The organism is Rhodanobacter sp. Col0626 (assembly GCF_049994385.1).
GTDB lineage: Bacteria > Pseudomonadota > Gammaproteobacteria > Xanthomonadales > Rhodanobacteraceae > Rhodanobacter.
Window position 1 is genome coordinate 124,477 of sequence record NZ_CP188260.1, and the last position, 25,506, is coordinate 149,982.

Consider the following 25,506-nt stretch of genomic DNA (forward strand, 5'->3'; position numbering starts at 1 on the left):
CCAAGTCAACGCATTGTCCATCATGGTGCAATGAGCGATCTGGCGTGGCGTACGTGGGCGGAACAGATGGCGACCGGGTTGGCGCTGGTCGATGCCGACCTGCGCCTGGCGTGGATCAATCCTGCGCTGGCTGAGTGGCTGCAGTTGGGGCCGCGCAGCGCGGTGGGGCAGCCGCTCGGTGTGCTGTTCACCGGGTCGGACGAACTGGCGCAGGTTGCGCGCCTGCTGTCGGAACAGCGGTCCGCGCAATGGCGCGGCGTGTCGCTGCTGGCTGGTGGCCGCGAGGTCGTCACGGACATTGCGTTGCAGCCGTTCGGACAAGGCCTGTTGTTGGAAGTGCACGTGTTGGCCGCATCGCCCGCCAACAGCTCACCGCTGTCGGCGAGCCTGCGCGGCTTCGCACACGAGGTGAAGAATCCGCTGGCTGGTCTGCGCGGCGCGGCGCAGTTGCTGCAGCGACGGGTCGACAACGCGGATCTGCAGGCGCTGGCTGGCTTGATCATCGACGAGGCGGACAGGCTCGCCACGCTGGCCAACCGGTTGCTGCATAACGACGGCGCGGTACGGCTTGGCGCGGTGAATATCCATCAACTGCTGGAACGGCTCGCCGACCTGCTGCAGGCCGAACCATCGCCGCCGCAGCTGCGCCATGACTACGACCCCAGCGTGCCGGATCTGCTCGGCGACGCCGACCGGCTGCAACAGGTGGTGCTCAACCTGGCGCGCAACGCACTGGAAGCCGGCGCGCACACGCTCACCCTGCGCACGCGGGTCGAACACGGCCTGCGTCTGGGCGAGCGGATCGTGCGCATGGCGCTGCGGGTGGACGTGATCGATGACGGCCCCGGCGTGTCGGCGGCCCTGCGCGACACGCTGTTCCATCCGCTGGTGTCCGGCCGTCCCGACGGCACCGGACTCGGTCTGGCGCTGTCGCGGGAGATCGCGCAAGAACATGGCGGCGAACTGCGTTATGCAAGCCGGCCGGGCCACACCGTGTTCTCCTTGTACCTGCCGCTGGAGCGCTCCCATGACTGAGGAAATCTGGATCGTCGACGACGATCGCGCCGTGCGCTTCGTGCTGGCCGAGGCCTTGCGCGATGCCGGTCTGGCCGTGCGCGAGTTTGGCGAGGTCGCCGCGGTGCGCACTGCATTGCAGACGGCACGCCCCGCGCTGGTGGTCACCGATGTGCGCATGCCGGGCGAAGACGGGCTCACCCTGCTCAACGAACTGCAGGCGCAATCGGTCGGCCCGGTGATCGTGATGAGCGCCTACACCGACGTGGCTACCGCCGCCGCGGCATATCGCGCCGGCGCCACGGATTATCTGGCCAAGCCGTTCGATCTCGATCACGCGGTGGCGTCGGTGCAGCGCGCGCTGGCCAGCGCGGCGGCGCCGGTGGAAACCGGCCCGTCGGTCATCGCGTCGAACCACGCGCTGCTCGGCGAGAGCGCACCGATGCGCGAGGTATTCCGTCTGATTGGCCGCGTCGCCGCCAGCGATCTCAATGTGCTCATCACCGGCGAAACCGGCACCGGCAAGGAGCTGGTCGCGCGCGCCTTGCACGAGGAAAGCGCCCGCCGCGACAAGCCGTTCGTGGCACTCAACACCGCGGCTATCCCCAGCGAGCTGCTGGAAAGCGAACTGTTTGGCCATGAGGCCGGCGCGTTCACCGGCGCCACCCGTCGCGTCGCCGGCCGTTTCGAACAGGCCGAGGGTGGCACGCTGTTCCTCGACGAGATCGGCGACATGCCGTTGGCGTTGCAGACGCGCTTGCTGCGCGTGCTGGCCGGCGGTGAGTTCTATCGCGTCGGTGGACGCGAGCTGATCCGTGGCAACGTGCGCATCGTCGCCGCCACCCATCAGGATCTCGCCGCACGGGCGGCCAGCGGACAATTCCGCGCCGACCTGATGCACCGCCTCGACGTGGTACGCATTGAACTGCCGTCGCTGCGTACGCGACGCAGCGACATCCCGTTGCTGGCGCAACATTTCCTCGTCGCCACGGCGCAGGAACTGAAGCTGCCGCCGAAGCGCTTCTCGAAAGCCGCGCTGAAGCTGGTGGCGCAGCGTGACTACCCCGGCAATGTGCGCGAACTGGAAAACCTCTGCCGTCGGCTGGCGGTGATCGCGCCGGGCAGCGAGATCCTTCCCGCCGACCTCGGCGATGGCAAGCCGGCACCCGGTGGCAGCGAGTGGACCGATGCGCTGCGCGAATGGGCGGCCGACGCCTTGGCCAAGGGCGAGGCGGATATCCACGCCCGCGCTCGCTCGGCGCTCGACCAGACCCTGCTGCAGGCCGCGCTGCAGGCCAGCGATGGCCACCGCCAGAACGCGGCACAGGCGCTCGGCGTGGGCCGCAACACACTGACCCGCAAACTCGGTGCCTCGCGCACGCGCCGGCGCTAGCGTCGCCGGCACGTGATGCCGCGCCCTCAGGCGGAAAGTCGACCGAGGATGATGCGCAATTGGTGTGTTTTGCCGTCGTCCGGCAAGGGAATGGGCGCGTCAACGTTTAGTGTTTGGCCGTCCATTTCAATACGCACCACGCCACGACAAACCTGGTCGGGATTCTCCACGCGGATCTCGTAGAGACTGACCTGCCGACCGCGATGGCGATAGCTGATCTCGAAGCCCGGCCATGCCTTTGGCACGCACGGGTCGATGCGCAACTGGTCGCCGCGCTTGTGGAAGCCGAGCACCGCCTCAAGCCCGGCGCGATAGAGCCACGCGGCGGAGCCGGTGTACCAGGTCCAGCCGCCGCGGCCGACATGCGGCGCTACCGAATAGACGTCCGCGCACGCGATATAGGGTTCGACCTTGTAACGCTCCACGGCGGCCGCGCTGTCGCTGTGGCGGATCGGGTTGAGCATGTTGAACGTGCCCGCGGCGCGCTCTCCGTCACCGAGCCCTGCCCAGGCGAATACCGACCATGTTGCACCATGCGTATATTGGCCGCCGTTTTCGCGCACGCCGGGCGGATAGCCCTTGATGTAGCCGGGGTTTTCCTTCGCGTGATCGAATGGCGGGGTGAACAGGCGCGCGATGCCGTTCTCGTGATCCACCAGAAGATGGTCGACCGATGCCATCGCCGTGGCTGCGTGTTCGGTGTTGCCGCTGCCGGCGATGACGCTCCACGATTGCGCGATGGTGTCGATACGACACTCTTCGCTCTCGCTCGATCCCAACGGTGCGCCGTCGTCGTAATAGCCGCGTCGATACCATTGGCCATCCCACGCGCGTTCCAGCGCGGCCCGCAGATCATCGACATAGTCGCGCCAGCGTTGCGCACGCTGCGTCTCGCCGCGTTGCTCGGCGTGCGGCGCGAACGCGTCGATCGTGCTGAGCAGAAACCAGCCGAGCCAGCTGCTTTCGCCGCGACCCTGCGCGCCGACCGCGTTCATGCCGTCGTTCCAGTCGCCGGTGCCGATCAGAGGCAGGCCGTGCGCGCCGCGGGTGAGGCTGGCATCGAGCGCGAGCGCGCAATGCTCGTAGACGGAAACCTTTCGGTCCGACATGGAAGGCTGGAAAAAGGCATCGGTGGCGCCGTCGGGAATCGGCTGGCCGGCGAGGAACGGCAACGCCTCGTCCAGCACCGCGGTGTCGCCGGTTACGCGAACGTAGTGCATGGCGACATAGACCAGCCAGTTGCGGTCGTCGCTGATCCGCGTGCGGATGCCTTGGCCGTTCGGCGGCAACCACCAGTGCTGGACATCGCCCTCGGCAAACTGGCGGCCGGCCGCGCGCAGCAGGTGTTCGCGGGCGAGATCGGGGCGGGCCACGCAGAGCGCCATCACGTCCTGCAGCTGATCGCGGAAACCGTACGCGCCACTGGCCTGGTAATACGCGGTACGCGCCCAAAGCCGGCACGCCTGCACCTGGTACAACAGCCAGTCGTTGAGCAGGATATCCATGGCGCGATCCGGCGTGCGCACCTGCACGGTATCGAGTACGTCGTTCCATTGCGTGCGGATGTCGGCGAGCACGTCGTCGATATCGATGGTGCGATATTTTTCGATCAGGGCCTGCGCAGCGGCTTCATCCACCGCGTCGCCGAGCATGAAGACGATGTCGACCTGCGTCTGCGGCGGCAGTTCGATCCGCGTCTGCAAGGCGCCGCACGGATCCAGCCCGGCGCCGAGCCGACCGGACAGCGGCGCGCCGTCGTTCAACGCCATGGGCAGCGCCACCATACCCAGCGGACCGAGGAACTCACCGCGGTCGCCCGTCATCGAATGCTGCGCGCCGGCGAAGTCGATGAAGGCCACGCGATCGGAAAAATCGGGCCGCCATCGATTGCGCGCGAACAGCGCACCGGTCGTTCGATCGCGCGAGGTGACGACGAAGGGCGCCGGTGTGGTGCCATTCGCGCCCAGCGCCCACTCGACATAGCCGGTTACCGACAACCGTCGCATGCGCGTGGAACGGTTGCACAGCCGCAACCGCGACAACTTGATCGGATCGGCGGTCGGTACGCACTGGGTCAGTTCCAGCTCGATGCCATGCGCATCGGTGGCGAAGCGCGACCAACCCTTGCCGTGCGTGGCGACGTACTTTGCACCGGCCACGCGGATCGGCAGCGCGCAGGCGCTCCACGACACGCCGGTATCCTCGTCGCGCAGGTACAGCACCTCGTGCGGACTGTCGCTGACCGGATCGTTTGGCCACGGCGTCAGCGGATTCTGCTGGCTGTTCAGCGACCACGCATAACCGCCGCCTTCGGCCGAGACCACGCAGCCGAAGGAGGGGTTGGCCATCACGTTGACCCACGGCGCAGGTGTACAGCGACCCTCGCCAGGTTCGATGCGATAGGCACGCCCGGCCTCGACGAAGGCGCCGATGCCGTTGGCAAATTCCGGTTCGTCGTCAGTCGATGGCACTACGGTGGCAGCGGTCGTTGCGCGGATCGCCGATGGCGCGTCGGCGGTTGGCGGTTCCGCAACCTGCGCCGTTCCAGTGCCGCCGAGCACCACGCGCGCCACCGTCATCAGGCCATCGCGCAGGTCGTCGCTGATCGCCGTGCCCTGCAGCGCAAACACTTCCGGCTTTGGCCATGCGTCGTCGGACTTCAACCGCTCCTGCTGGGCCTTCACCAGCGGATCGAGTGCCGCCTGCAGTGCGGCGTCGGTGGAGATATCCAGCAACACCACATCGACCGCCAGCCCCTGCCTGCGCCAGTGGTTCTGTGCCAGCAGCAATTCCTCCGCATGGGGCAACTCGTCCGCGCGCTGGAGGTTCAGCAAGGCGATCGGCCGGTCGCCGGAGATGCCGGCGGCCCACAATGTGGGTGGGCCGCCGCGTCCGCGTACCAGCGCATCGGGAGTTGCGCGCTGGCGCGGATCGCTGCACACCAGCGCGTTCATCCAGTGGGCAAATCGCGTTGCTTGCGCCGCGCCGATGCCGAGTTGCTTTCGTTCGTTGTCCGCGTGCTGCCTGGCACCATCGAACAGCTGTGCGGCGGCTTGCGGGTTGTCCAGCTGCGTGGCCAATGCCATGGCGCCGTCACGCGAATCGGCCAGCCGTGTCCATAGCAGCAGGGTGACATTGGCGCCTGGCGCCAGCGTGAAACGGCGGCGCAGACCGAACACCGGATCGAGCACGCAACCGACCGTACCGGACAGCGTGACGCCCGGTTGCATGGCTTGCGCGTTCCGCAGCGTGCGACCGCGACCGAGAAAACGTGCACGGTCGGTTTCGTGTTCGACGGCGTCTGCCGCCGACTGTCCCATCATCTGCAGCGCGTGCGCAGCCCAGACTTCGGGCTCGCTGCTGTCACGCCGGCGGCGCGTGGCCAGCAACATGTCGGTCGCCGCCTCCCATTCGGTCTGCACGAACATCTTGGAAAACGCCGGATGCGCGTTGTCGGCACCGATCGGGCCGATGACCAGCTCGGCATAGGAGGTAAGCGACAGCGTGCGCGTGCGGTCGCCATGGTTACTCAACACCAGCCGCCGCAGCTCGATATCGGCATCGCCGGCCACCGCCACGTCGAGCACGCTGTGCACGCTGTGGTGGCGGCGGCCGAAGCTGGCGCAACCGGCGTCGAAGGCCACGCTGTCGTCGGGTGCGCGCGTGCCGTACGGCTGCTGGCTCGCCGACCACACCTCGCCGCTGTCCTCATCGCGCAACATCAGGTAACTGCCCCAGCCGTCGGCGGTGGGATCCTCACGCCACCGTGTCACCGCCAGGCCGCACCAGTGGCTGAAGCCGGAACCGTTGGCGCTCAGCATCACGCTGTAGCGGCCGTTGGAGAGCAGGCAGCGCTGTTGAGCGTCGATGGTGCGGGAAGACGTGGACGGCATGAAGGTTCCTGTCGATGGCGAGATTGGCCAGCATGCGCTTTGCGCGGCATGCGCGGCGTCAACCTGCGCTTCACCATGCTGCGGAGTAGGATGATCGCGATATCGCCCAGCGATCCCCACGCGTGCCGTCGGACAGCGACATTTGTCTGCACGCCGCCGTCACCGCGACAGACCACGACGAGATCCATGCGTTCCCATCCCCTGAGCCATCCCCTCCAGTCCGGCCAACTGCTGCAACATTTGCAGAACAAGGCTTTTGCGTACTTTCAGTACGAGACGAATCCACTCAATGGTCTGGTGTCCGACAAGACCGCCGCCGATTGGCCGGCCAGCATTGCCGCCACCGGGCTGGCGTTGAGCAGTTATCCGGTGGCGGTCGAGCGCGGCCTGATGACTCGCGCTACCGCGATCAAGCGCACGCTGGCCACGCTGCGGTTCTTCCGCGACAGTCCGCAAGGCACCGAGCCGGATGCCACCGGCTACCGCGGTTTCTACTATCACTTCCTCGACATGCAGACTGGCAGGCGCGCCTGGCACTGTGAGCTGTCCACCGTGGACAGTGCGTTCCTGTTCGCTGGCATGCTGACCGCCGCGCAGTATTTCAGCGACGATACCGCCGAGCAGAAGGAAATCCGAGAAATCGCCAATTTCCTGTACCAGCGGGCGGACTGGCCGTGGGCGCAGACCGTCGATGGCACCATCGGCCACGGCTGGCATCCGGAAAGTGGCTTCATCCCGCATCGCTGGCAGGGTTACGACGAGGGCTTGCTGCTCTACGTGCTGGCGCTGGGTTCGCCGACGCATCCGCTGCCGCCCAGTGCGTACACCGCATGGTCGTCCACCTACGAATGGAAGCGCTGCTACGACGTCGATTATCTGTATTGCGGGCCGCTGTTCACCCATCAGTTGTCGCAGGTATGGATCGATACCCGCGGTATCCAGGATGAGTTCATGCGCGGCAAGGGCATCGACTATTTCGAGAACAGTCGCCGCGCCACCCTGGTCCAGCAGCGGTATGCCATCGACAACCCGCTCGGCTTCAAGGGCTATGGCGACTGCTGCTGGGGCATCACCGCCAGCGATGGTCCCGGTCCGATCACGCTGAAGATCGACGGCATCGAGCGCCAGTTCCACGACTACGTCGGCCGCGGTGCGCCGTACGGTATCGACGACGGCACGCTGGCGCCGTGGGTGGTGGTGGCGTCGCTGCCGTTTGCGCCCGATATCGTGCTGCCGGCCGTGCACCACTTCATCCACACCCTGCAGCTGCACGACACGCATCCCTACGGTTTCAAGGCGAGCTTCAACCAGACCTACGTCGACAAGCCCGGTCTGCCGCTGGGCGGATGGGTCTCCCCGTACTTCTTCGGGCTCAACCTCGGCCCGATCGTGCTGATGGTGGAGAACCATCGCAGCGGCATGCTGTGGGAACTCATGCGCGGCTGTCGCTGGCTCGTCGATGGCCTGCGCCGCGCCGGCTTCGAAGGCGGCTGGTTGAACGACGGGCACAAGCGGCGGTCGTAATCCCCATGGAGCGCCGCGTACCGCGCGACGCAAATTCTTTCGACACATTACGGAGTAGACGCAATGGAACTTGGCATGATCGGTCTCGGCAAGATGGGCGCCAACATGGCCGAACGTCTTTTGCAGGGTGGTCACAAGGTCACCGGCTTCGACCCGAGCGCGGACGCCCGCAAGGGGCTGGAAGCGAAAGGCGGGTCGTCGGCCGATTCGTTGCAGGCGCTGGTCAAGGCGCTGCCGGCGCCGCGCGTGCTGTGGATGATGGTGCCTTCGGGCAAGATCACCGATGACACCGTCGATGCCCTGATGTCTGCGCTCGCACCCGGCGACACCGTGATCGACGGCGGCAACTCCAACTACAAGGACACGTTGCGCCGCGCCAAGACGTATGCCGACAAGAACCTCAACTATGTCGACTGCGGCACCAGCGGCGGCGTATGGGGTTTAAAGGAGGGCTACAGCATGATGATCGGCGGCGACGAAAAAGTCGTCGACGGGTTGCAGCCGATCTTCGAAACGCTGGCGCCGGGCAAGGACCAGGGCTGGGGACGCGTCGGCCCGGTCGGCTCCGGCCACTACACCAAGATGGTCCACAACGGCATCGAGTACGGCATGATGCAGGCCTATGCCGAAGGCTTCTCGATCCTCAAGCACAAGGAGGAGTTCGGCCTCGACCTGCACCAGGTCGGCGAGATCTGGCGTTACGGCAGCGTGGTGCGCTCGTGGCTGCTCGACCTCACCACCGACGCACTCGGCAAGAACCCGAACATGGACGGCATCGCGCCCTACGTCGTCGACTCCGGCGAAGGTCGCTGGACCGTCGACGCCGCGCTCGAACTCAATGTTTCGGCGCCGGTCATCACCTTGTCGCTGATGGAGCGCTTCCGCTCGCGCGACGACGACTCGTTCGCCGACAAGCTGCTGTCGTCCATGCGCAACGAGTTCGGCGGGCATGCGATCAAGAAGGAATAGATCGCGGCAGCGTATTGGAACAGCCCGGGCGGCGAGCTTTGTTCGCCGCCTTCTTTTCATGAAGCGAGTGGTCGCGCCGGGGGAATACAGGCGGGTCGGTGGCCGTCGTAGTCGACGCCATGCCGTGCCGGACGAGGTGTGACGCATGTCGGCAAGATGTTCCAAAACTCCCTGCTAGACTCGCTCGATCGATCCGTCCATGCGCATGCGGCGCCGGATCGCCTGGGGTTTTCGACTGTCTTGCCGGGGGGTATGTGATGGCCGTGCCGTTGTCATGGAAAGTGGGTGGTGCCGTGGTGGGCCTGGTCATCGCCGCGTTTGCGTGGCATGGATGCTCGCTGTATCTGGCAGCGCGCCACGCCGACGAACTTACCCTCGATGTCGCGCGCAATGCCGCGCTGGAGGAGCAGCAGGCCAGGGCAGAGGCGCAGCAGCGTAGCGCCCGTTTGGCGGCGACCCTGCAGCGCCAGCGCGAGGATCTGGCCAATACCCATCGGCAGATCGGCGAGGAGGCGGCGCAATATCAGGTAGAACAGGCCAGGCGCGAGGAAAGGCAGCGCGAGGAAGCGCTGCGGGTGAAGGCCAGTTACCGCCTGGGTCCCGGTCAGCAGTGTGCCGACGGGATGGTCATCAATCGCAGCGGTTCGAGTTTCAGCCTGGCGCTCGGCAAGAGCGGCCAGCCCATCCGGTGCACCGGGGATACCGCGGCCGAGCCGCTGCGCTGAACCGGCGCGCTACAGCAGCTCGCCCTGCTTGGGTGCGTAACTCAGGTGTCCATCCACGAGGTGTGCCGGCGAGGTGTACGGATGCACGGTTGCATGCGTGGCATCGATGATGTGGATCACCTCGATGCCACGCAGCTTCAGTACATCGGAAATGATCGAGCGGTGGCAGCGCCACCAGACGGCCTCGGCGCACATCATCGCGGTGCGCCTGGCCGCCGCCAACTTCAGCAGCTCGGCAAGGCCTTCGGTGAAATCCACAGTGGCGATGTAATCCGCATAACCCTGGAACGAGGCATTGCGCCAGGCCGTATTCGGCGACCCCGGTTGCACCTTGCGACGGCCACCGAGCATGGGAATCCATTGGTAGGCGATGCCATGTGCCGGCAGAGTTTCGGCCAAGGCATCGCTGGCGAAATGCGGGTGGCGACGTGAACCGGGAAAACGCCGTACATCGGCGATCGCCTCGATGCGGTACTCACCGAGCAGGCCGAGGAATTCCTCCAGCGCCCGGGTGGAGTGGCCGATGGTCCAGATCGTGGCGGGGTCGGCGGGCATCGCTCAGCCGATCCTGTGCAGCGCCGCGCCCTTGTGCATGGCGACGTGGTCGGTCTTGTCGCTCTTGATCTCGTACTGCGGATCATCCTCGCTGCAACGGTGCATGTGGCCCTTGTACTCCGTGTCGCTGGTATGCACCCGGGTAATCCTCCCGCTCACGTGCCCGGCTTCCGAATTCCAGCGCACGTGGTCGCCGACCTTGAAGGCATGACTCATGACGTTGCTCCCGCAGTGACGGATCGGTGCACCATTGAAGCCGAAGAGCTGTGCACGTCGGGTCTGCGCGAACGTGAACCTCTGGAGCTACGTCGGCAAAAAATCCGCGATCAGCTCTTGAGGATTCCCAGTGCACCCAGCAGCATCATCGGAACCACCAGGACGATCAATGAGGCGACCAGGCACAACAATCCGCATCCGAAGACATGCCAATTTGACTGGGCCGTGTAACGGGTCGATGCGTCGATGGCTCGCCCGGTCAGTTGATATCTGTTGGCAACTTGCCTGCCGAAAACCATGTACGCGATGGTGATCGGAAGCCCCGGAAATTTCTCAGGCAGCAGGGGCAGGATCACCAGCAAGGCGACGATGAGGGCCGCGCCGTACACCAGCGATCTTTTTGCCAGCGCGTCGTTTCCCAAGGTCACGAAATTTGCCCGCAGGAAATGGATGAGTCCTACCGGGCCGCCGAGGAATGCGCCGGCCATGATCTGGTTAGGTGTGTAGATCGAACAAGTGTCGGAGTCCTTGCCGATGTCGGACCTGGGCGTGGCATACGGGCTTTCCATGACGGGTTTTCTCCATGTGTGTGGCCTGATGTCACTGTTTTCGGGATGGTCAGGTTCGCGCAAGCCGCTTTCTGCGAAGGAGCCGCTCCACCCGCATGACATGCAGGATGAATACCTTGCCGTTGCCGTGACGGTAGAAGATGCGACAGGGCGGCTCCACGAGCTGGCGGTAGCGGGATCGCACCAGTTCCTGTGGTCTGCTGCCCCTATCGGGATGGTCGGACAGTTGTGCGACGTGGTCAAAAATGCGCTTGACCAACTCCGATGCCGCAAGCGGATTCTCCAGCGCGATGTAATCCGCAATGGCGTCCAGATCGCTCAGGGCCGGCTCCGACCAGACTATTTCAGCCATCGGGCAAGGCGCTTCCTGGCCTGGGCATGGGTTGCGGTACGGCCTTCGGCAACGGCGCGTTCTCCCCGCGCGATGCCCTCGAGCACGCTCATGCGTTGCTGCATGAGTTGATAGCTTTCGACATCCACCAGGTACGCGCTGGGAAGTCCATGCTGGGTAATGAGGATGGGTTGCTTGTCCCGCTCGATATCCGCGAGAAGTTCAGTTGCCTGGCGTTTGAGGGTGGTGACGAGTTCAGTGCGCATGAAGTGACACTAAAGTATCACTGCTGAGCGAGCAAGTGCTCGGCACAAGGGTTTGGCGAAATATTTACCCCAGCCGCAGCAGCTTGCGCACCGCCGGCAGGTTGCGTCGACTGATCTCGGGGCTGAGGTCGCTGCCGTCGAGGCGGGCCAGTACGCGGCCGTCGGCGAGGGTCTTGATGCCAAGCAGGCGCGGCGGTGGCACCAGGCAGTTGCGATGCAGCCGGATCAGCTGGTCGGGATAGGCATCCTCGAGCTGGCGCAGCGATTCCTCGATCAGCAGCTCGCCGCGGCGGTGCCGCACGATGACGTACTTCTCCTCGGCGAGCAGGCAGATCACTTCGTCCAGCGCGATGCGCACCTGTTCGCCGCGCAGGCGGCCGTGCAGGTACGCGACCGGTTCGCGCGGCGCGTCGGCGAGTCGGCGTTGCGCGCGTTGCAGCGCATCGCGCAGGCGTTCCAGTCGTACCGGCTTGAGCAGGTAGTCGACCGCACCCAGTTCGAATGCCTTGAGCGCGTGCGTTTCGTAAGCTGTGCAGAAGATCACCTGTGGCCGCGCGCGGCCGGCCAGTCGCTGCGCCAGCGCCACGCCGTCGATGCCGGGCATGTTGATGTCGAGCAGCAGCGCGTCCGGTTGCAGTTCGGCGAGTGCGCCCAGCGCCGCTTCGCCGTCGCCGACGTCGCCAACCACCTGCACGTCCTTGCATTCGCCCAGCAAGGCGGCAAGCCGCGCGCGCGCCAGCGGTTCGTCGTCGACGATCAGCACGCGCATCACGCAGCGCCGCCGGGCAGCTGCAATATCACCACGAAATGATCGCCCCGCGGCCCGGCCTGCACGCTCGCCAGCGGCCCGTAGCGGTAGGCGACGCGGCGACGCACGCTGTCCAGGCCATGACCGTTGCCGGCAGCAGGCGGTGTCGTCGGCAACGGGTTGATGATCTCGATGCGGATGCCGTTGCCTTCGTGTCGGCCGCGCAGGTTGATTTCGCCGCCTTCGCGCAGTGGCTGGATACCGTGACGCACCGCGTTTTCCACCAGTGGTTGCAGCAACAATCGCGGCAGCGGAAAGTCGGCAGGCAACTCGTCGAGCTCGCGCTGCACGCGCAGGCGTGCGCCGAGGCGCAACTGCTCGATCGCCAGGTAGCGCTCGATCAGCGCCAGCTCCTCGCCCAGCGTGCCGTCGCTGCTGGCGTGCTGCCCCAGCGCGGCGCGAAACAGTTCGGACAGATCCTCCACCGTGCGCTCGGCCGCCTCGGGATCGACCCGGATCAGCGCGGCCACGGTATTCATGCTGTTGAACAGGAAATGCGGGCGGATGCGCGCCTGCAATGCTTCCACCTGTGCCCGCGTGACCGCGGCCAGTCGCGCCTGCCACTGCGCCAGTACATAGAAATAGCGCAGCATCGCGGCACCGAGCAGGGCGGCGATCAGCACATTGTCGCGCACGAACACCTGCATGCTGCTTCTGATCAGCTGCATCTGCAGGGCGCCATCGAGCCAGCGCGCCACGCTGCTGGCAACCAGCACGATCAGCAGGATCAGCAACCACACCCCGATGTACGGCGCATGCCCGGGCAGGCGTTGCAACCAGGGGCGCAGCTTGCACAATGCCACCGCGACCACCAGCGCCAGCCAGGCGACAAACAACATGCTGACGCTATAGGCCGACCAGTCGCGCGGGTTGTCGCGCGCCAGCCACATGACAGTTACCGTCAGTGCGCCGACCACGAACAGCGCGAACAACGCCGGCAGCCGGCAGAAGTCCGGCAGCGGGCTGTCTTCGGTGCGGCCGCGGATCGGCGTGGATGCGCGCATGAGCCCGTCGTCTACGCCAGCCGCCGGGTCAGCCAGTCGCGCAGGTCAGCGATTTCCTGGGGACAGACCGAGTGAGCCATCGGATAGGTATGCCAGTCCACGGCGTAACCGAGCGACTGCAACGCGTCGCGCGAATCGATGCCGCGCTGAACCACCACGACGGGGTCGCTCGTGCCATGGCCCCAGAAGATCGGCACGGCGGCATTGGCCGCGTGGCGTTCGGCGGCGAGTGCATCGCTCATCGGCAAATACCCCGACAGCACGGCAATGCCGGCAAGTTCTTCCGCATGACGCAGGCCCGCCGCCAGCGCGATCGCACCGCCTTGCGAGAAACCGGCCAACACGATCCGCTCGCTGGGTACGCCGCGTTCGTGCTCGCGCGCGATCAACGCCTCAACTGCGGCGATCGAACTGCGGATGCCGGCCTCGTCCTGGCGAGAATGCACGTCGAAGCCATAGATGTCGTACCACGCCCGCATCGACATGCCGTTGTTGATCGTCACCGGCCGCACCGGCGCGTGGGGAAACACGAAGCGCAGCGCCGGCCACGCCGGGTCGACCAGTTCCGGCACGATCGGCGCGAAGTCATTGCCGTCGGCACCCAGGCCGTGCAACCAGAGGACGCTGAAGCGCGGATGGGCGGCGGTTTCGTGTTCGATCGCGGGGAGGGTCATGCGGTACTCGACAATGTCTATAGGGTGGTGATGGCGGCAACGGCACTGGGTTGCCGGAGGCTGTCCAGCGCCAGCAAGGCGATATATGACGTGGCGGTTTTCATTTGAACCGTTCCCCGCATGGCGTCGGCGCGCCGGCGGTGCGCGAGCGGCCATGATGCCGCAAAGTCAGGTCCCGGCGCGAACGCGGCAATCCTTCGATCCCTGACTTCTGGCAGGGTCGGCGCTGCGGCACGGGCAGGCTCGGCTATGCTGGTTTTTTGCCCCGAGAGCATTTCCATGCGTCGACTGTTGCTTGCCGCCCTGATCGCTTCCTTCCTGTTGCCGGCCGCGGCGGCGACATCACCGGCCGCCGCCCCGCTGGACATGGAAACCATCATGGCCAATCCCGACTGGATCGGGCAGGCAGTGGAGCAGCCGTATTGGAGCGTGGACGGGCGCAACGCGTATTACTCGCTGAAGCGCGACGGTAGTGCAGTGCGCGATCTTTACCGCGTCGATCTGGCCAGCGGCCAGGGCGCGAAGCTGGACGCGGCGACGATGGCGCAAGCCGACGGCCCGGCGGTGTTCGATCGCGCGCACCGGCACGCGGCGTTCATCCTGCATGGCGATGTGTTTGTGGTGGACCTGGCCAGCGGCAAACGCACCCAGGTCACGCGTACGCCGCAGGACGAATCCGGACCGCAGTTTTCCGCCGATGGTCGCGCGCTGCAGTTCCGCGACGGCAACGATTGGTACAGCCATGACCTTGCCAGCGGTGTCACGGCGCCGGCGGCGGTGCTGAAATTTGCCGACGATCCGCAGGCGAAGCAGCCTGATGCGCTGGGCGCGCAGCAGCTGGCGTTGTTCACGACGCTACGCCAGATCAAGGCCGACAAGCAGGCACAACGCGATCAGGACAAGACGCTCGATGCCGCCGACCCGGGCCGGGCGCCGCCACCGTTCTGGCTTGGCGACAAGATCGCGCCGGTCGATACCGAGCTGTCGCCCGACGGCCGCTGGTTGCTGCTGATCACCAAGGCGAAAGGTGACGACGCGGGCAAGGCACCGGAAATCACCCATTACGTCACCGACTCCGGCTATGCCGAACAGGAAGAGGCGCGCGTCTACGTGGGCCACAATGATCCGGCACCGCAGTCGCTGCTGCTGCTCGATCTCGCCAACCACGCGTCATATCCACTCGATACCGCTACGCTGCCCGGCATCAAGGATGATCCGCTGAAGGACCTGCGCGCCAACGCCGTCGCCGCCCTGCAGAAAGACGGCAAGGCCGACCAGGCCAAGGCGCTGAAGGCTCCGGACGTGCGTCCGGTCACCGTGCTCAGCGCCGACAACGGCGGTGGCATCGTGTGGAGCGACGACGGTCGCAACGCCGCCGTGCAATTGCGCACGGTCGACAACAAGGACCGCTGGATCGCCAGTGTCGACTTCCAACACCATGCGCTGGTCAACCAGCAGCGACTGACCGACAAAGCGTGGATCAACTGGAACTTCAACGATTTCGGCTGGCTGAAAGATGGCCGCACCCTGTGGTATCTCAGCGAACAGACCGGCTACTCGCAGCTCTACCGCAAGCCGCTCGACGGCAAGGCCACGGCGCTCACTTCCGGCAAGTTCGAAGTCAGCCACCCGCAGCTCAGCGAGGACGGCCAGTGGTTCTATGTGCGCACCAACCAGGCCGCGCCGTACAGCTACGATGTCTACCGATTGCCGACCGCGGGCGGTGCGCTGAGCCGGGTCACCCGGTACCAGGGCATGGACGATTTCGAACTGTCGCCAGACGGCAGCCAGTTGGCCGTGCTGCATTCCTCGCCGTACGTGCTGGCGCAACTCGCCGTGCAGCCCGCCACGGGCGGCACGCCACGTGAACTGACCACCACCATGAAGCCGGCCTTCACCGCGCATGACTGGATCGCGCCGAAGATCGTCGAGGTCGCGTCCTCGCACGGCGCCGGCACGATCTACGCGAAATACTACGGTCCGGCAAATGAACCGGCTGCGTCGAAGCCGGCGGTGATCTTCGTGCACGGCGCCGGCTACCTGCAGAACGTCACGCTGTCGTGGTCGAACTATTTCCGCGAACAGATGTTCCACAACCTGCTCGTGCAGCAGGGCTATGTGGTGCTGGACATGGACTATCGCGCCTCCGAGGGCTATGGCCGCACCTGGCGCACCGCGATCTACCGGCAGATGGGCCACCCGGAACTCGAAGACCTGCTCGACGGCAAGGCATGGCTGGTGAAGAACCATGGCGTCGATCCGCGGCGTGTCGGCATTTATGGCGGCAGCTACGGTGGCTTCATGACCGAGATGGCGCTGTTGCGCGCGCCCGGTGAATTCGCCGCCGGTGCCGCGCTGCGGCCGGTCAGCGACTGGACGCTGTACAACCACGAGTACACCGCCAACATCCTCAACGATCCGCAACTCGATCCGGCCGCCTTCAAGACCAGCTCGCCGATCGAATACGCCGACCAGCTGCAGGATCCACTGCTGATCGAACACGGCCTGATCGACGACAACGTGCTGGCCGAAGACTCGATCCGCATGTACCAGCGCCTCATCGAGCTGCACAAGAAGAATTTCTGGATCTCGCTGTACCCGATGGAGCGCCACGGCTTCGTGCATCCCGATTCATGGCACGACGAGTACCGGCGCATCGACGAGTTGTTCGAGACGTACGTGAAACCGGTGAGGTAACCTGCCGCCCCACTCCGGGTTCGAATCAGGGAAGTCAGCAATGAAACGATGGCATGGATGGCTGGTCCTGGCACTGGTGCCCGCTTTTGCGCGGGCGCCGCCGGCGCAGGCAGGGGCGATCTACAAGTGCATGGTCAAAGGGGCCGCGGTCTATCAGGATCAGCCTTGTTCGACCGGCAACCCGGAGGCGGGCAGATTGTCCGGCCCGTCGTCGCAAAGGGGCGATCCGGTGGCGGGCAACGATCCCGGCGCACTGATCCGGGGCATTGGCGATCTCACGGAGCGCGATGGTCAGTTGCAGGCGCAGCATGACCGGGAACTGGACCAGCTCAGGGCGCGCATGGCCGGCGTGCGCGACGAACAGGTGCAGCGGCGCGAAGTCGGCCAGTTCAATCGCGGATGGCAGGAACGCTTCGCCGAAAACAGCCGGCGACGAGAGGCGCTGGTCAATCGCCTGAGGGAGCTCTGTCCAGGTGGCGCGTCGGGCAACTCGCGCGGGCATACATGCCATCCCCGGGACAGCAGCGGTGCGAGCCGATGATTCCGCGGAGAGCGGATCGGTCCATCAGAGCGAAAGCAGTCGGTACTTCATGAATCTTGCCTTGTTCGATTTCGATGGCACCATCACGACCCGCGCCATGTTCTCCGACTTCATGCAATTTGCGGTCGCGCCGCGTCGGCTTGCGGTGGGCAGGCTGGTGCTGGCGCCAGTGGTGATCGGCTACAAGCTGGGCATCGTTTCCAGCAACGCCATTCGCGCCATCGTCGTGCGCTTCGGCTTTCGTGGCGAATCGCTGGCGCGGGTCGGGCAGGCTGGCGAGAGATTCTCACGCGAGGTGTTGTCTGGCGTGCTGCGACAGCAGGCACTGGAGCGGATCGCCTGGCACAAGGCGCAGGGCGATGTGGTGGTGGTCGTGTCAGGCGCGCTCGACGTGTATCTCGAACATTGGTGTCGCCACCACCAGCTCGAACTGATCTGCTCCGAACTGGAGGTTGCCGATGGCCGGCTTACCGGTCGCTATCGGGGCAAGCAATGCGTAGGCAGCGAAAAGCCGCGACGCGTATTCGAGAAATACGACCTGCGTGATTACGCCACGGTGTATGCCTACGGCGATACCCACGAAGATCTCGACCTGCTGGCCATCGCCCACCGCAAATATTTCCGCTGGAAAGAAGTGGCCTGATCGTTGAATCCACTTCATCGGCCACCGGGAATGCCGGTGGCCGATGGAAGGTCATTCGACCACCAGGGTGGCGCTCATGGTGGGGTGGAACTTGCAGAAGAAAGCGAGCGTGCCGGCGCCGGCGGTGATGCGCCCGCTGCCGCCGGGTTTCAAGTCGACGTCGAAACGGCCATCGCGTGCGGTGGCGGTGTGTTCGAGGATGTCGTGATTGACCCATTCGATGATGTCGCCGGCGCGCACGCCAGCCGGCATCGGGCCGTACGCCATCTTGTCGATCACGATCACGTGCACACGCGGGGGCTGCGCGGCCTCGGCGACGCGAATCCGCGCGAGGCCGCCGGCCAGCGTCAGCACGGCGGCGAGCAGGATCATCATGCGACGCATGAAGTGCTCCTTATTTCAGGCTTTGCGCGAGGTGCTCGGCATGCATCTGGTGCGACTGGAACAGTTTCAGGCCGGTTTCGAGCAATGACTTCAGTTCGGCGTTCTGCGCCGATGGAATCAGCGTGCCGCTGAGCGCGCCGTTGACGGTCTGGTGGTACGCCACCTCGTTGGCCACATATGCCTTGTCGTACGCACTGCCGTTGAGCGCGGCGAGCTTCTTCTGTTCGGCAGCGGCGCTGCTGGCAAGCGACTGGCTGGTCGGGTTGTCCTGCGGCGTCACGCCGAGTTTCTTCACCAGCGCCAGCGCCTGGTCGTTGACCGCGGTGTGATCGCGCTGCATTTCCTCGGCAAACGCGCGCACCGCCTTGTTGTGCGATTTCTGCAGCGCCTGCTTCGCCGCGGTGACGTCGATCACGCCGGCGGTGTAGGCGATATGCGCGATCTGCGCATCGTTGATGGCGGGCGCCGCCTGCTGGGCGTGCACGCTGGCGACGGAGCCGATGGCGAAGGCAAGTGCGATGGCGAACAGGGTTTTCATGGGTGGTCTCTCCACTGGGTTGGGGCAGGTCGTGCCTGCCGGTGCCCATGTGATGCAGCCGCCGCGCGCAGGTTCCGGTGGCGGCGCGGGAACCTGGACGGCCGCCGTTGCATCCGATCAGGTGTAAAAGGAGAAAGCCATGTCAGTCCATGCCCACAATGCCCCCGTCGATTACGTCGCGCTTGACGACAACGCACTGGTGGCGCTGGTCCGCGAAGGCCAGCGCGAAGCCTTTCGGCACATCATGCAGCGCTGCAACCAGCGACTGTTTCGCATCGCGCGCAGCGTGATCGGCGAGGATTCGGAGGCGGAAGACGTGTTGCAGGAGTCGTATATGCGCGCCTATCACAAGCTCGATTCATTCCGCGGCGACTCGACCCTGCTGACCTGGCTCACCAGCATCGTGCTGAACGAGGCGCGCGGGCGCCTGCGCAAACGCCACCACATGGTCGGACTGGAGCAGGTCGACATGGCGCCGGACGACACCCATCAGGTGATCCAGTTTCCGTCGAAGTTCGGCAGCGAGGATCCCTCCGTGTCCGCCGCGCGTGCCCAGATTCGCCGCCTGCTCGAACACGCCATCGACGAACTGCCGGAGGCTTTCCGCACCGTCTACATGATGCGCGAAGTCGAAGAGTGCTCGGTCGAGGAAACCGCCAACCTGCTCGAGATCAAGCCGGAGACGGTAAAGACCCGCCTGCACCGCGCGCGCCGTCTGCTGCGCACGTCGCTGCACGGCACGCTGGCATCCACCATGAGCGAGGCGTTCCCGTTCATGGGCCAACGCTGCGCCCGCGTCAGTGATGCGGTGATGGCGCGGCTGGAGACCGAATAGACCGTCTGACCTCGTGCCGTACTACGACGACATGTCGCGGGGCGGCTTCGTCAGCCAGACGGCGGCCATGCCCAGCCAGCCAAGGATCAACACGATCACCAACCGTTGTTCCAGTCCGCGCGGCATACCGCGCCACAGCGCGTCAACCCAGATCGCTGCGAAACACATCAGCGCGAGTACGAAGGCGAACGGAAAGCGCGGATGCCAGCGTGGGTTGGTACGCAGCCACCACGACTGCAGCAACATCGCCACGGTAACGCACAAGAATGCCGTCTGCGCCGCCGTGCCATGCACGAAACCTTCCAGCGTGGGTGCATGGCCAGGCAGGTTGCTGTGGGCCAGTGCAGTCACGCACAAGCCGATGCCTGCGCAGGCGAACAGCAACCCCGGCGCAGCACTGCGCCGCCCACCGCGCAACGCGAGGTAATATCCCGCGCCGAGCGAGATCAGCGCGATGGCCAGTGCGAAGTACGCTGCCTGCAGCCAGTGTCCGTAGGCGTTCAGCAGATAAAAGCTCAGCGGCATGTCTTGCCAATGCAGATCGGTACGCAAGGCTTGTACGGTCACGGCGACCATCGCGAACAGCAGCAGGCCAGCCAGCGCGATGGCGCCGAGCCTGCGTGTCGAGGAATCAACCGTGGAGTGGTTGGATCGAGCCACTGGATCGGTGTCGTTCATGTGGGTTGGGTCACTTCGCGGCGTCGGGGCTGGTGCCAAGTATCAGGTACCGCGCATTATCGGCATCCCGCTGGCTGCGCCTGGCACCTGCCATCGCACACGATCAGCTCAGCCTGGCCGCTGCAATGCGGCCGCCTCGCGTGCCAACAGTTCGATGCCGGACCAGTCGCCGGCCGCCAGTTTGTCGGCGGGGGTGAGCCATGAGCCGCCCACGCAGAGCACGTTGGGCAGGGCGAGGAAATCGACGGCATTGACCAGGTTGATGCCACCGGTGGGGCAGAAACGGATCTGCGGCAGCGGGCTGGCCCAGGCGCCGAGCAGTTGGGTGCCACCGGCTGGCACCGCCGGGAAGAATTTCAGGTGGCGGTAGCCGCGTTCGAGCAGGGCCATCGCCTCGCTCGCGGTAGCGACTCCCGGCAGTAGCGGCAGCGCGCTGTCGTCAGCGGCGTCGAGCAGGCGCGGCGAGGTGCCGGGCGAGACGGCGAAGCGGGCACCGGCTGCCTGCGCGGCCTGCAGGTCGCGCGCGGTGAGGACGGTACCGCAGCCGACCACGGCACCTTCCACCTCGGCAGCGATCGCACGGATGGCATCCAGTGCGGCCGGGGTGCGCAGAGTGACTTCGATCGTGGGGATACCGCCGGCGACCAGGGCGCGTGCCATCGGCACCGCATTCCTGGCGTCGTCGATGATCACCACGGGGATCACCGGCGCCAGCCGCATGAAGGTTTCGACCTGTTGCTGCTTTTGTTCGAGGGGGTTCACGTCACGCTCCTGGTTTTTTTGCTCCTCCCCCTGCGCGCAGGGGGAGGTTGGGAGGGGGTTGCTCAAGGTGGCGAGAGGATCAAGAGCGACCCCTCCCCAACCCTCCCCTGCTTGCAGGGGAGGGGGCAAAAGTTCTAAAGCACGCCGGCGCCGAGGTCGGCCGTGGCGGCGGCCTGACGGAACAGGCTGAAAAGTTCGCGGCCCATGCCGCTGTGTTCGCCGGACAGGTCGGCGATGTGCGGCAGGCGCGCATCCAGTTCGTGGGCTTCCATCAGGACGTCCAGACGTCCATTCACCGCGTCGAGCCGGATCATGTCGCCGTCGCGAATTTTCGCGATGTTGCCGCTGGCCACCGCTTCGGGCGTTACGTGAATCGCCGCCGGCACGCGGCCGGAAGCGCCGGACATGCGGCCGTCGGTAAGCAACGCGATGCGGTGGCCGCGATCCTGCAGCAGCGCCAGCGTGGGAGTGAGTTTGTGCAACTCGGGCATGCCGTTCGCGCGCGGTCCCTGGAAACGCACCACCGCCACGAAATCGCGGTTGAGCTCGCCGCGCTTGAAGGCACCGGCCACATCGTCCTGGTCGTCGAACACGATCGCCGGTGCCTCGATCAGCAGGCGGTCGTCCGGTACCGACGACACCTTGATCACCGCACGGCCGAGGTTGCCCTCCAGCATGCGCAGGCCGCCATCGGCGCGGAACGGTTCATCGACGCCGCGCAGCACGCCGCGGTTGCCGCTCTGCTTGTCGACCGGCTTCCAGTGCAGTGCGCCAGCCTCGTCGAGGTAGGGCAGCCGCGCATAACCGTCCAGGCCGGTGCCGAAGATGGTCTGCACGTCGCCGTGCAGCAGGCCGGCATCGAGCAGTTGGTCGATCAGGAACGCCATGCCGCCGGCGTCGTGGAACTGGTTCACGTCGGCGTAGCCGTTCGGGTAGACGCGCGCCAGCAGCGGGATCACGCCGGACAGCGCATCGAAATCGTCCCAGCGCAGCTGGATGCCGGCGGCGTGCGCGATCGCGACTAGGTGCAGCAGGTGGTTGGTTGAGCCGCCGGTGGCGTGCAGGCCGATCACACCGTTGATGATCGCGCGCTCATCGACGATGTGGCCCAGCGGCAGGAACGCATCATTCAGTGCACTTTGCCCCGCGACGCGGCGAACCACTTCGGCGGTGAGCGCGTCGCGCAACGGCGTGTCCGGCGCGGTGAAGCTGGCGCCGGGCAGGTGCAGTCCCATGATCTCCATCAGCATCTGGTTGGAGTTGGCGGTGCCGTAGAACGTGCAGGTGCCGGCGGTGTGGTACGAAGCGGCCTCGGCTTCCAGCAGCTCGACCTTGCTGGCCTTGCCGTCGGCGAAAGCCTGGCGCACTTTTGATTTCTGTTCGTTCGGAATGCCGCTGGGCATCGGGCCGCTCGGCACGAAGGCGCCGGGCAGGTGGCCGAAGCTGAGCGCACCGATCAGCAGGCCCGGCACGATCTTGTCGCAGATGCCGAGGTACAGCGCGCCGTCGAACATGTCGTGCGACAACGACACGGCGGTGGCCATGGCGATCAGGTCGCGCGAGAACAGTGACAACTGCATGCCGGGACGGCCCTGGGTGACACCGTCGCACATCGCCGGCACGCCGCCGGCGACCTGGGCGGTGAAGCCGGCATCGCGGGCAACCTGGCGGATCAGCGCCGGATAGCGTTCGTACGGCTGGTGCGCCGAGAGCATGTCGTTGTACGCGGTGACGATCGCCAGGTTGGCCTGCCGGCCACTGCGCAGCGCCGCCTTGTCATCCGTGCCGCAGGCGGCGAAGCCATGCGCCAGGTTGCCGCAGGACAGATGTTCGCGCTGCGGGCCGCTGCGGTCGATCGCATCGATCCGCTTGAGGTAGGCCGCGCGCGTCTCGCGGCTGCGCTCGCGCAGGCGTTCGGTAACTTCGGCGACGACGGGGTGCAGCGTGCTCATGATGGGTTCCAGCAGTTGCAGGGGGATGTGGGGCGGCTTCAGCCGCGATGCTCTCTGCGGGTTTCGGGAAAAACGTCGCGGCTGAAGCCGCTCCCACAGGGTTGGGTCGAGGGTCTGGTCATGGGCACCAGTACACCGCCACCGGCACGCGTTGCTGGGTCAGTACGGCGCGCACCGGATAGTGTTGCGCGGCGCCGAGGCCGAGCCGTGCGTCGGCGAGCAGGTCGCGCTTCTTCTCGCCGGCCACCAGCAGATACAGCGCGCGCGTTTCCAGCAGGGTGGGCAGCGTCAGCGTGATACGCGGTTCGCCGGCATCCGGTGCGTGCATCGGCAACACGCGGGCGTGGCCGTCCAGATCGAGCGCCTCGGCCAGGTGATCGCCGCCGGGAAAGAACGACGCCGTGTGGCCGTCGTCGCCCATGCCCAGCACCACCGCGTCGAATGGCAGCGACAGCGCATCGATGCGCGCATCGGCCACGGCGAGGCCGGCTTCCGGCGTGGCGTCGGCGGTGTACAGCGGGATGAATGTCGCCGCCGCCGCGGCGTGCTGCAGCAGCAGCGATTTCACCAGCCGCGCATTTGAGCGCTCGTCGGTGTCGGGCACCCACCGCTCGTCGACCAGGGTCACCCGCACCTTGGCCCAGTCCAGTTTTTCGCGCGACAGGCGGGCGAACAACTCTTTCGGCGTGCTGCCGCCGGATACCGCCAGCACGGCCTGGCCGCGCTCGGTCAGGGCCGTGCGCAGGCGCTCGGCGATACGTTCGGCCAACGCCGCGGCCTGGGCCCGGCAATCGGTGAAGCTGTGCGTGGTGACGTTCAAAGAGGTATGCATGATGGTGGCGGCGTGCTGCGATCAGCGTTCGGCGCGCGTCTCGTGGGAAAGGGAAAACCAGTCTGCCGCACCCGTCGACAGCGCCGGATGAACCGGGTGCTGGCGCGCTCGGCTACTCACTGTCTTCGTTCCAGGTGCGGCCGTCGCGCTCGATCAATGCCACCGCCGCGCTCGGTCCCCAGCTGCCGGAGGTATACGGCCGCGGCGCCTCGCCGCTGTCGGCCCAGGCGGCCAGGATCGGGCCGGCCCAATGCCATGCCGCTTCCACTTCATCGCGTCGCATGAACAAGGTGGGATTGCCGCGCACCACGTCCAGCAGCAGGCGTTCGTACGCATCCGGCTGCGAGACGCCGAAGGCCTCGGCGAAACTCATGTCCAGCGGCACGTGGCGCAGGCGCAGGCCGCCGGGGCCGGGATGCTTGATGGTCAGCCACAGCTTCACGCCTTCATCGGGTTGCAGCCGCAACACCAGCCGGTTCTGCGACAAGGTCCCGGCGTCGGCGTTGAAGATCGAATGCGGCACCGGCTTGAAGGTGACCACGATCTCGGACACCCGGCTCGGCAGCCGCTTGCCGGTGCGCAGGTAAAACGGCACGCCGGCCCAGCGCCAGTTGGCGATCTCCGCCTTCAGCGCCACGAAGGTTTCGGTGTTCGACTTGTTGTTGCCCAGTTCCTCGGGATAGCCCGGCACGCTGGCGCCTTCGGCCACGCCGGCACGGTACTGGCCACGCACGGTGAGCTGGGCGGCGTTGTTGTCGTCGATGGGTTTCAGCGAATGCAGCACTTTCAGTTTCTCGTCGCGCACCGCATCGGGCGCCAGCGACGAGGGCGGCTCCATCGCCACCATGCACAGCAGCTGCAGCATGTGGTTCTGCACCATGTCGCGCAGTGCGCCGGCGCGGTCGTAATACGCGCCGCGATGGCCCACACCCAGCGTTTCGGCCACGGTGATCTGCACGTGGTCGATGTGGCCGGCGTTCCACAGCGGCTCGAACAGGGCATTGCCGAAGCGCAGCACCAGCAGGTTCTGCACGGTCTCCTTGCCGAGATAGTGGTCGATGCGGAACGTCTGCGATTCGTCGAACACCTTGCCGACCGCGTCGTTGATCTGGTTTGCGCTGGCCAGGTCGCGGCCGATCGGTTTCTCCAGCACCACCCGCGACGCGCCCTGGTTGAGTTTGTACTGGCCCAGCCGGTTGCAGATGTCGACGAACAACTCCGGCGAGGTGGACAGGTAGAACACCCGGATATGTTCGGGCTGGCCGCCGATGAACGCGGCGAAGTCGTCCCAGCCCTCGTCCTTGCGCGCATCCAGCGGGCGGTAGAACACCTGCTGCAGGAACACGTCGAGCTGGCGCGCATCACAAATGCCGATCAACGCCTCGCGCAGCTGTGCGCGGTAACCGGCATCGTCCAGCGCTTCGCGGGCAATGCCGACGATGCGGCTGCTGGCCGGGATCTGGCCGTCGAGAAAGCGGTGGAACAGGGCTGGCAGCAGCTTGCGCACGGCGAGGTCGCCCGTGCCGCCGAAGATCACCAGGTCGAACGGTTCGACCGATTGGGAGGAAGCAGTCACGCAGTTACCTCGACACGATGCCGGATGGCGGGCAGGGCCGAATGGCGCGTTTTGCCCGGGTTACCGTCGATAGTACCAGTGAAATACCAGATCGGCCACCGGTCTGCATACGAATTCATGAAGGCGG

The 25,506-nt window shown here is 65.9% G+C and carries 25 protein-coding genes; 9 read left to right on the forward strand and 16 right to left on the reverse strand.

Annotated elements, in window-relative coordinates:
- Window positions 1-30 precede the first annotated feature (30 nt).
- Window positions 31-1,035, forward strand: coding sequence for a two-component system sensor histidine kinase NtrB (locus ACPPVV_RS00585; protein WP_426701545.1), 1,005 nt, complete (start codon window positions 31-33; stop codon window positions 1,033-1,035).
- The gene (gene ntrC / locus ACPPVV_RS00590; RefSeq protein ID WP_426701546.1) at window positions 1,028-2,407 is read left to right on the forward strand and encodes a nitrogen regulation protein NR(I); all 1,380 of its coding nucleotides are present in this window, start codon (window positions 1,028-1,030) and stop codon (window positions 2,405-2,407) included. The genes ACPPVV_RS00585 and ntrC overlap by 8 nt, the downstream gene beginning before the upstream one ends.
- Window positions 2,408-2,433: 26 nt before the next feature.
- Here the strand turns inward: ntrC and ACPPVV_RS00595 are convergent, their stop codons facing one another.
- The gene (locus ACPPVV_RS00595) at window positions 2,434-6,300 is read right to left on the reverse strand and encodes a GH36-type glycosyl hydrolase domain-containing protein (protein WP_426701547.1); all 3,867 of its coding nucleotides are present in this window, start codon (window positions 6,298-6,300) and stop codon (window positions 2,434-2,436) included.
- 186 nt (window positions 6,301-6,486) lie between these two features.
- On the opposite strand from ACPPVV_RS00595, the gene ACPPVV_RS00600 reads away from it, so the two are divergent.
- The 3 genes from ACPPVV_RS00600 to ACPPVV_RS00610 all read left to right on the forward strand — a co-directional run bounded on the left by ACPPVV_RS00600 (window position 6,487) and on the right by ACPPVV_RS00610 (window position 9,518).
- On the forward strand, window positions 6,487-7,824 hold the full coding sequence (locus ACPPVV_RS00600; RefSeq protein ID WP_426701548.1) for a glucoamylase family protein: 1,338 nt from the start codon (window positions 6,487-6,489) through the stop codon (window positions 7,822-7,824).
- Between the two features lie 33 nt (window positions 7,825-7,857).
- Entirely contained in the window at window positions 7,858-8,793 is a 936-nt protein-coding gene (gene gnd / locus ACPPVV_RS00605; protein ID WP_426703290.1) for a phosphogluconate dehydrogenase (NAD(+)-dependent, decarboxylating), read from the forward strand.
- Window positions 8,794-9,050: 257 nt separating this feature from the next.
- Window positions 9,051-9,518 (forward strand): hypothetical protein, encoded by a 468-nt coding sequence (locus tag ACPPVV_RS00610; protein WP_426701549.1) that lies wholly within the window; start codon window positions 9,051-9,053, stop codon window positions 9,516-9,518.
- A gap of 9 nt (window positions 9,519-9,527) precedes the next feature.
- Here ACPPVV_RS00610 and ACPPVV_RS00615 read toward each other — a convergent pair whose 3' ends face one another.
- The 8 genes from ACPPVV_RS00615 to ACPPVV_RS00650 all read right to left on the reverse strand — a co-directional run bounded on the left by ACPPVV_RS00615 (window position 9,528) and on the right by ACPPVV_RS00650 (window position 13,941).
- Window positions 9,528-10,073, reverse strand: coding sequence for a DUF488 family protein (locus ACPPVV_RS00615; protein ID WP_426701550.1), 546 nt, complete (start codon window positions 10,071-10,073; stop codon window positions 9,528-9,530).
- A 3-nt stretch (window positions 10,074-10,076) separates the two neighbouring features.
- Window positions 10,077-10,289 (reverse strand): DUF2945 domain-containing protein, encoded by a 213-nt coding sequence (locus ACPPVV_RS00620; protein WP_426701551.1) that lies wholly within the window; start codon window positions 10,287-10,289, stop codon window positions 10,077-10,079.
- A gap of 110 nt (window positions 10,290-10,399) precedes the next feature.
- Window positions 10,400-10,921, reverse strand: a complete 522-nt coding sequence (locus tag ACPPVV_RS00625; protein ID WP_426701552.1) for a hypothetical protein — start codon at window positions 10,919-10,921, stop codon at window positions 10,400-10,402.
- Entirely contained in the window at window positions 10,908-11,210 is a 303-nt protein-coding gene (locus ACPPVV_RS00630) for a type II toxin-antitoxin system RelE/ParE family toxin (protein WP_426701553.1), read from the reverse strand. Before ACPPVV_RS00630 ends, ACPPVV_RS00625 begins: the two co-directional genes overlap by 14 nt.
- Entirely contained in the window at window positions 11,198-11,455 is a 258-nt protein-coding gene (locus ACPPVV_RS00635) for a type II toxin-antitoxin system prevent-host-death family antitoxin (protein ID WP_426701554.1), read from the reverse strand. The genes ACPPVV_RS00630 and ACPPVV_RS00635 overlap by 13 nt, the downstream gene beginning before the upstream one ends.
- Before the next feature lie 64 nt (window positions 11,456-11,519).
- The gene (locus ACPPVV_RS00640; protein ID WP_426701555.1) at window positions 11,520-12,224 is read right to left on the reverse strand and encodes a LytR/AlgR family response regulator transcription factor; all 705 of its coding nucleotides are present in this window, start codon (window positions 12,222-12,224) and stop codon (window positions 11,520-11,522) included.
- Complete coding sequence (locus tag ACPPVV_RS00645) at window positions 12,224-13,267, reverse strand: sensor histidine kinase (protein ID WP_426701556.1); 1,044 nt, start codon at window positions 13,265-13,267, stop codon at window positions 12,224-12,226. The genes ACPPVV_RS00640 and ACPPVV_RS00645 overlap by 1 nt, the downstream gene beginning before the upstream one ends.
- Before the next feature lie 11 nt (window positions 13,268-13,278).
- Entirely contained in the window at window positions 13,279-13,941 is a 663-nt protein-coding gene (locus tag ACPPVV_RS00650; RefSeq protein WP_426701557.1) for an alpha/beta hydrolase, read from the reverse strand.
- Window positions 13,942-14,220: 279 nt separating this feature from the next.
- Between ACPPVV_RS00650 and ACPPVV_RS00655 the strand changes: the two genes are divergently transcribed.
- The 3 genes from ACPPVV_RS00655 to ACPPVV_RS00665 are packed head-to-tail and all read left to right on the forward strand — an operon-like array spanning window position 14,221 to window position 17,822.
- The gene (locus tag ACPPVV_RS00655) at window positions 14,221-16,638 is read left to right on the forward strand and encodes a prolyl oligopeptidase family serine peptidase (RefSeq protein ID WP_426701558.1); all 2,418 of its coding nucleotides are present in this window, start codon (window positions 14,221-14,223) and stop codon (window positions 16,636-16,638) included.
- Window positions 16,639-16,678: 40 nt separating this feature from the next.
- On the forward strand, window positions 16,679-17,179 hold the full coding sequence (locus ACPPVV_RS00660; RefSeq protein ID WP_426701559.1) for a hypothetical protein: 501 nt from the start codon (window positions 16,679-16,681) through the stop codon (window positions 17,177-17,179).
- A gap of 49 nt (window positions 17,180-17,228) precedes the next feature.
- Window positions 17,229-17,822, forward strand: a complete 594-nt coding sequence (locus ACPPVV_RS00665) for an HAD family hydrolase (RefSeq protein ID WP_426701560.1) — start codon at window positions 17,229-17,231, stop codon at window positions 17,820-17,822.
- A gap of 51 nt (window positions 17,823-17,873) precedes the next feature.
- Here ACPPVV_RS00665 and ACPPVV_RS00670 read toward each other — a convergent pair whose 3' ends face one another.
- Together ACPPVV_RS00670 and ACPPVV_RS00675 are read right to left on the reverse strand one after the other, a co-directional pair.
- Window positions 17,874-18,206, reverse strand: coding sequence for a cupredoxin domain-containing protein (locus ACPPVV_RS00670; RefSeq protein ID WP_426701561.1), 333 nt, complete (start codon window positions 18,204-18,206; stop codon window positions 17,874-17,876).
- 10 nt (window positions 18,207-18,216) lie between these two features.
- On the reverse strand, window positions 18,217-18,744 hold the full coding sequence (locus ACPPVV_RS00675) for a DUF4142 domain-containing protein (protein WP_426701562.1): 528 nt from the start codon (window positions 18,742-18,744) through the stop codon (window positions 18,217-18,219).
- 139 nt (window positions 18,745-18,883) lie between these two features.
- On the opposite strand from ACPPVV_RS00675, the gene ACPPVV_RS00680 reads away from it, so the two are divergent.
- On the forward strand, window positions 18,884-19,579 hold the full coding sequence (locus tag ACPPVV_RS00680) for an RNA polymerase sigma factor (protein WP_426701563.1): 696 nt from the start codon (window positions 18,884-18,886) through the stop codon (window positions 19,577-19,579).
- 21 nt (window positions 19,580-19,600) lie between these two features.
- Here ACPPVV_RS00680 and ACPPVV_RS00685 read toward each other — a convergent pair whose 3' ends face one another.
- From ACPPVV_RS00685 to zwf, 5 genes are all read right to left on the reverse strand, one after another.
- Window positions 19,601-20,257, reverse strand: a complete 657-nt coding sequence (locus ACPPVV_RS00685) for a DUF998 domain-containing protein (RefSeq protein ID WP_426701564.1) — start codon at window positions 20,255-20,257, stop codon at window positions 19,601-19,603.
- Between the two features lie 108 nt (window positions 20,258-20,365).
- Complete coding sequence (gene eda, locus ACPPVV_RS00690) at window positions 20,366-20,977, reverse strand: bifunctional 4-hydroxy-2-oxoglutarate aldolase/2-dehydro-3-deoxy-phosphogluconate aldolase (RefSeq protein WP_426703291.1); 612 nt, start codon at window positions 20,975-20,977, stop codon at window positions 20,366-20,368.
- Window positions 20,978-21,153: 176 nt separating this feature from the next.
- Window positions 21,154-22,971, reverse strand: coding sequence for a phosphogluconate dehydratase (edd, locus tag ACPPVV_RS00695; protein ID WP_426701565.1), 1,818 nt, complete (start codon window positions 22,969-22,971; stop codon window positions 21,154-21,156).
- Window positions 22,972-23,089: 118 nt separating this feature from the next.
- Window positions 23,090-23,803 (reverse strand): 6-phosphogluconolactonase, encoded by a 714-nt coding sequence (gene pgl, locus ACPPVV_RS00700; protein WP_426701566.1) that lies wholly within the window; start codon window positions 23,801-23,803, stop codon window positions 23,090-23,092.
- Between the two features lie 112 nt (window positions 23,804-23,915).
- Window positions 23,916-25,379, reverse strand: a complete 1,464-nt coding sequence (zwf, locus tag ACPPVV_RS00705; RefSeq protein WP_426701567.1) for a glucose-6-phosphate dehydrogenase — start codon at window positions 25,377-25,379, stop codon at window positions 23,916-23,918.
- Between the last annotated feature and the right edge of the window lie 127 nt (window positions 25,380-25,506).

Bases quoted from the DNA above. Each gene is read 5' to 3' on its own strand.
- ACPPVV_RS00585 (WP_426701545.1), top strand. From the start codon at position 31: ATGAGCGATCTGGCGTGGCGTACGTGGGCGGAACAGATGGCGACCGGG.
- ntrC (WP_426701546.1), top strand. From the start codon at position 1,028: ATGACTGAGGAAATCTGGATCGTCGACGACGATCGCGCCGTGCGCTTC.
- ACPPVV_RS00595 (WP_426701547.1), bottom strand. From the start codon at position 6,300: ATGCCGTCCACGTCTTCCCGCACCATCGACGCTCAACAGCGCTGCCTG.
- ACPPVV_RS00600 (WP_426701548.1), top strand. From the start codon at position 6,487: ATGCGTTCCCATCCCCTGAGCCATCCCCTCCAGTCCGGCCAACTGCTG.
- ACPPVV_RS00610 (WP_426701549.1), top strand. From the start codon at position 9,051: ATGGCCGTGCCGTTGTCATGGAAAGTGGGTGGTGCCGTGGTGGGCCTG.
- ACPPVV_RS00615 (WP_426701550.1), bottom strand. From the start codon at position 10,073: ATGCCCGCCGACCCCGCCACGATCTGGACCATCGGCCACTCCACCCGG.
- ACPPVV_RS00620 (WP_426701551.1), bottom strand. From the start codon at position 10,289: ATGAGTCATGCCTTCAAGGTCGGCGACCACGTGCGCTGGAATTCGGAA.
- ACPPVV_RS00630 (WP_426701553.1), bottom strand. From the start codon at position 11,210: ATGGCTGAAATAGTCTGGTCGGAGCCGGCCCTGAGCGATCTGGACGCC.
- ACPPVV_RS00635 (WP_426701554.1), bottom strand. From the start codon at position 11,455: ATGCGCACTGAACTCGTCACCACCCTCAAACGCCAGGCAACTGAACTT.
- ACPPVV_RS00640 (WP_426701555.1), bottom strand. From the start codon at position 12,224: ATGCGCGTGCTGATCGTCGACGACGAACCGCTGGCGCGCGCGCGGCTT.
- ACPPVV_RS00645 (WP_426701556.1), bottom strand. From the start codon at position 13,267: ATGCGCGCATCCACGCCGATCCGCGGCCGCACCGAAGACAGCCCGCTG.
- ACPPVV_RS00650 (WP_426701557.1), bottom strand. From the start codon at position 13,941: ATGACCCTCCCCGCGATCGAACACGAAACCGCCGCCCATCCGCGCTTC.
- ACPPVV_RS00655 (WP_426701558.1), top strand. From the start codon at position 14,221: ATGCGTCGACTGTTGCTTGCCGCCCTGATCGCTTCCTTCCTGTTGCCG.
- ACPPVV_RS00660 (WP_426701559.1), top strand. From the start codon at position 16,679: ATGAAACGATGGCATGGATGGCTGGTCCTGGCACTGGTGCCCGCTTTT.
- ACPPVV_RS00665 (WP_426701560.1), top strand. From the start codon at position 17,229: ATGAATCTTGCCTTGTTCGATTTCGATGGCACCATCACGACCCGCGCC.
- ACPPVV_RS00670 (WP_426701561.1), bottom strand. From the start codon at position 18,206: ATGCGTCGCATGATGATCCTGCTCGCCGCCGTGCTGACGCTGGCCGGC.
- ACPPVV_RS00675 (WP_426701562.1), bottom strand. From the start codon at position 18,744: ATGAAAACCCTGTTCGCCATCGCACTTGCCTTCGCCATCGGCTCCGTC.
- ACPPVV_RS00680 (WP_426701563.1), top strand. From the start codon at position 18,884: ATGTCAGTCCATGCCCACAATGCCCCCGTCGATTACGTCGCGCTTGAC.
- ACPPVV_RS00685 (WP_426701564.1), bottom strand. From the start codon at position 20,257: ATGAACGACACCGATCCAGTGGCTCGATCCAACCACTCCACGGTTGAT.
- eda (WP_426703291.1), bottom strand. From the start codon at position 20,977: ATGCGGCTGGCGCCGGTGATCCCCGTGGTGATCATCGACGACGCCAGG.
- edd (WP_426701565.1), bottom strand. From the start codon at position 22,971: ATGAGCACGCTGCACCCCGTCGTCGCCGAAGTTACCGAACGCCTGCGC.
- pgl (WP_426701566.1), bottom strand. From the start codon at position 23,803: ATGCATACCTCTTTGAACGTCACCACGCACAGCTTCACCGATTGCCGG.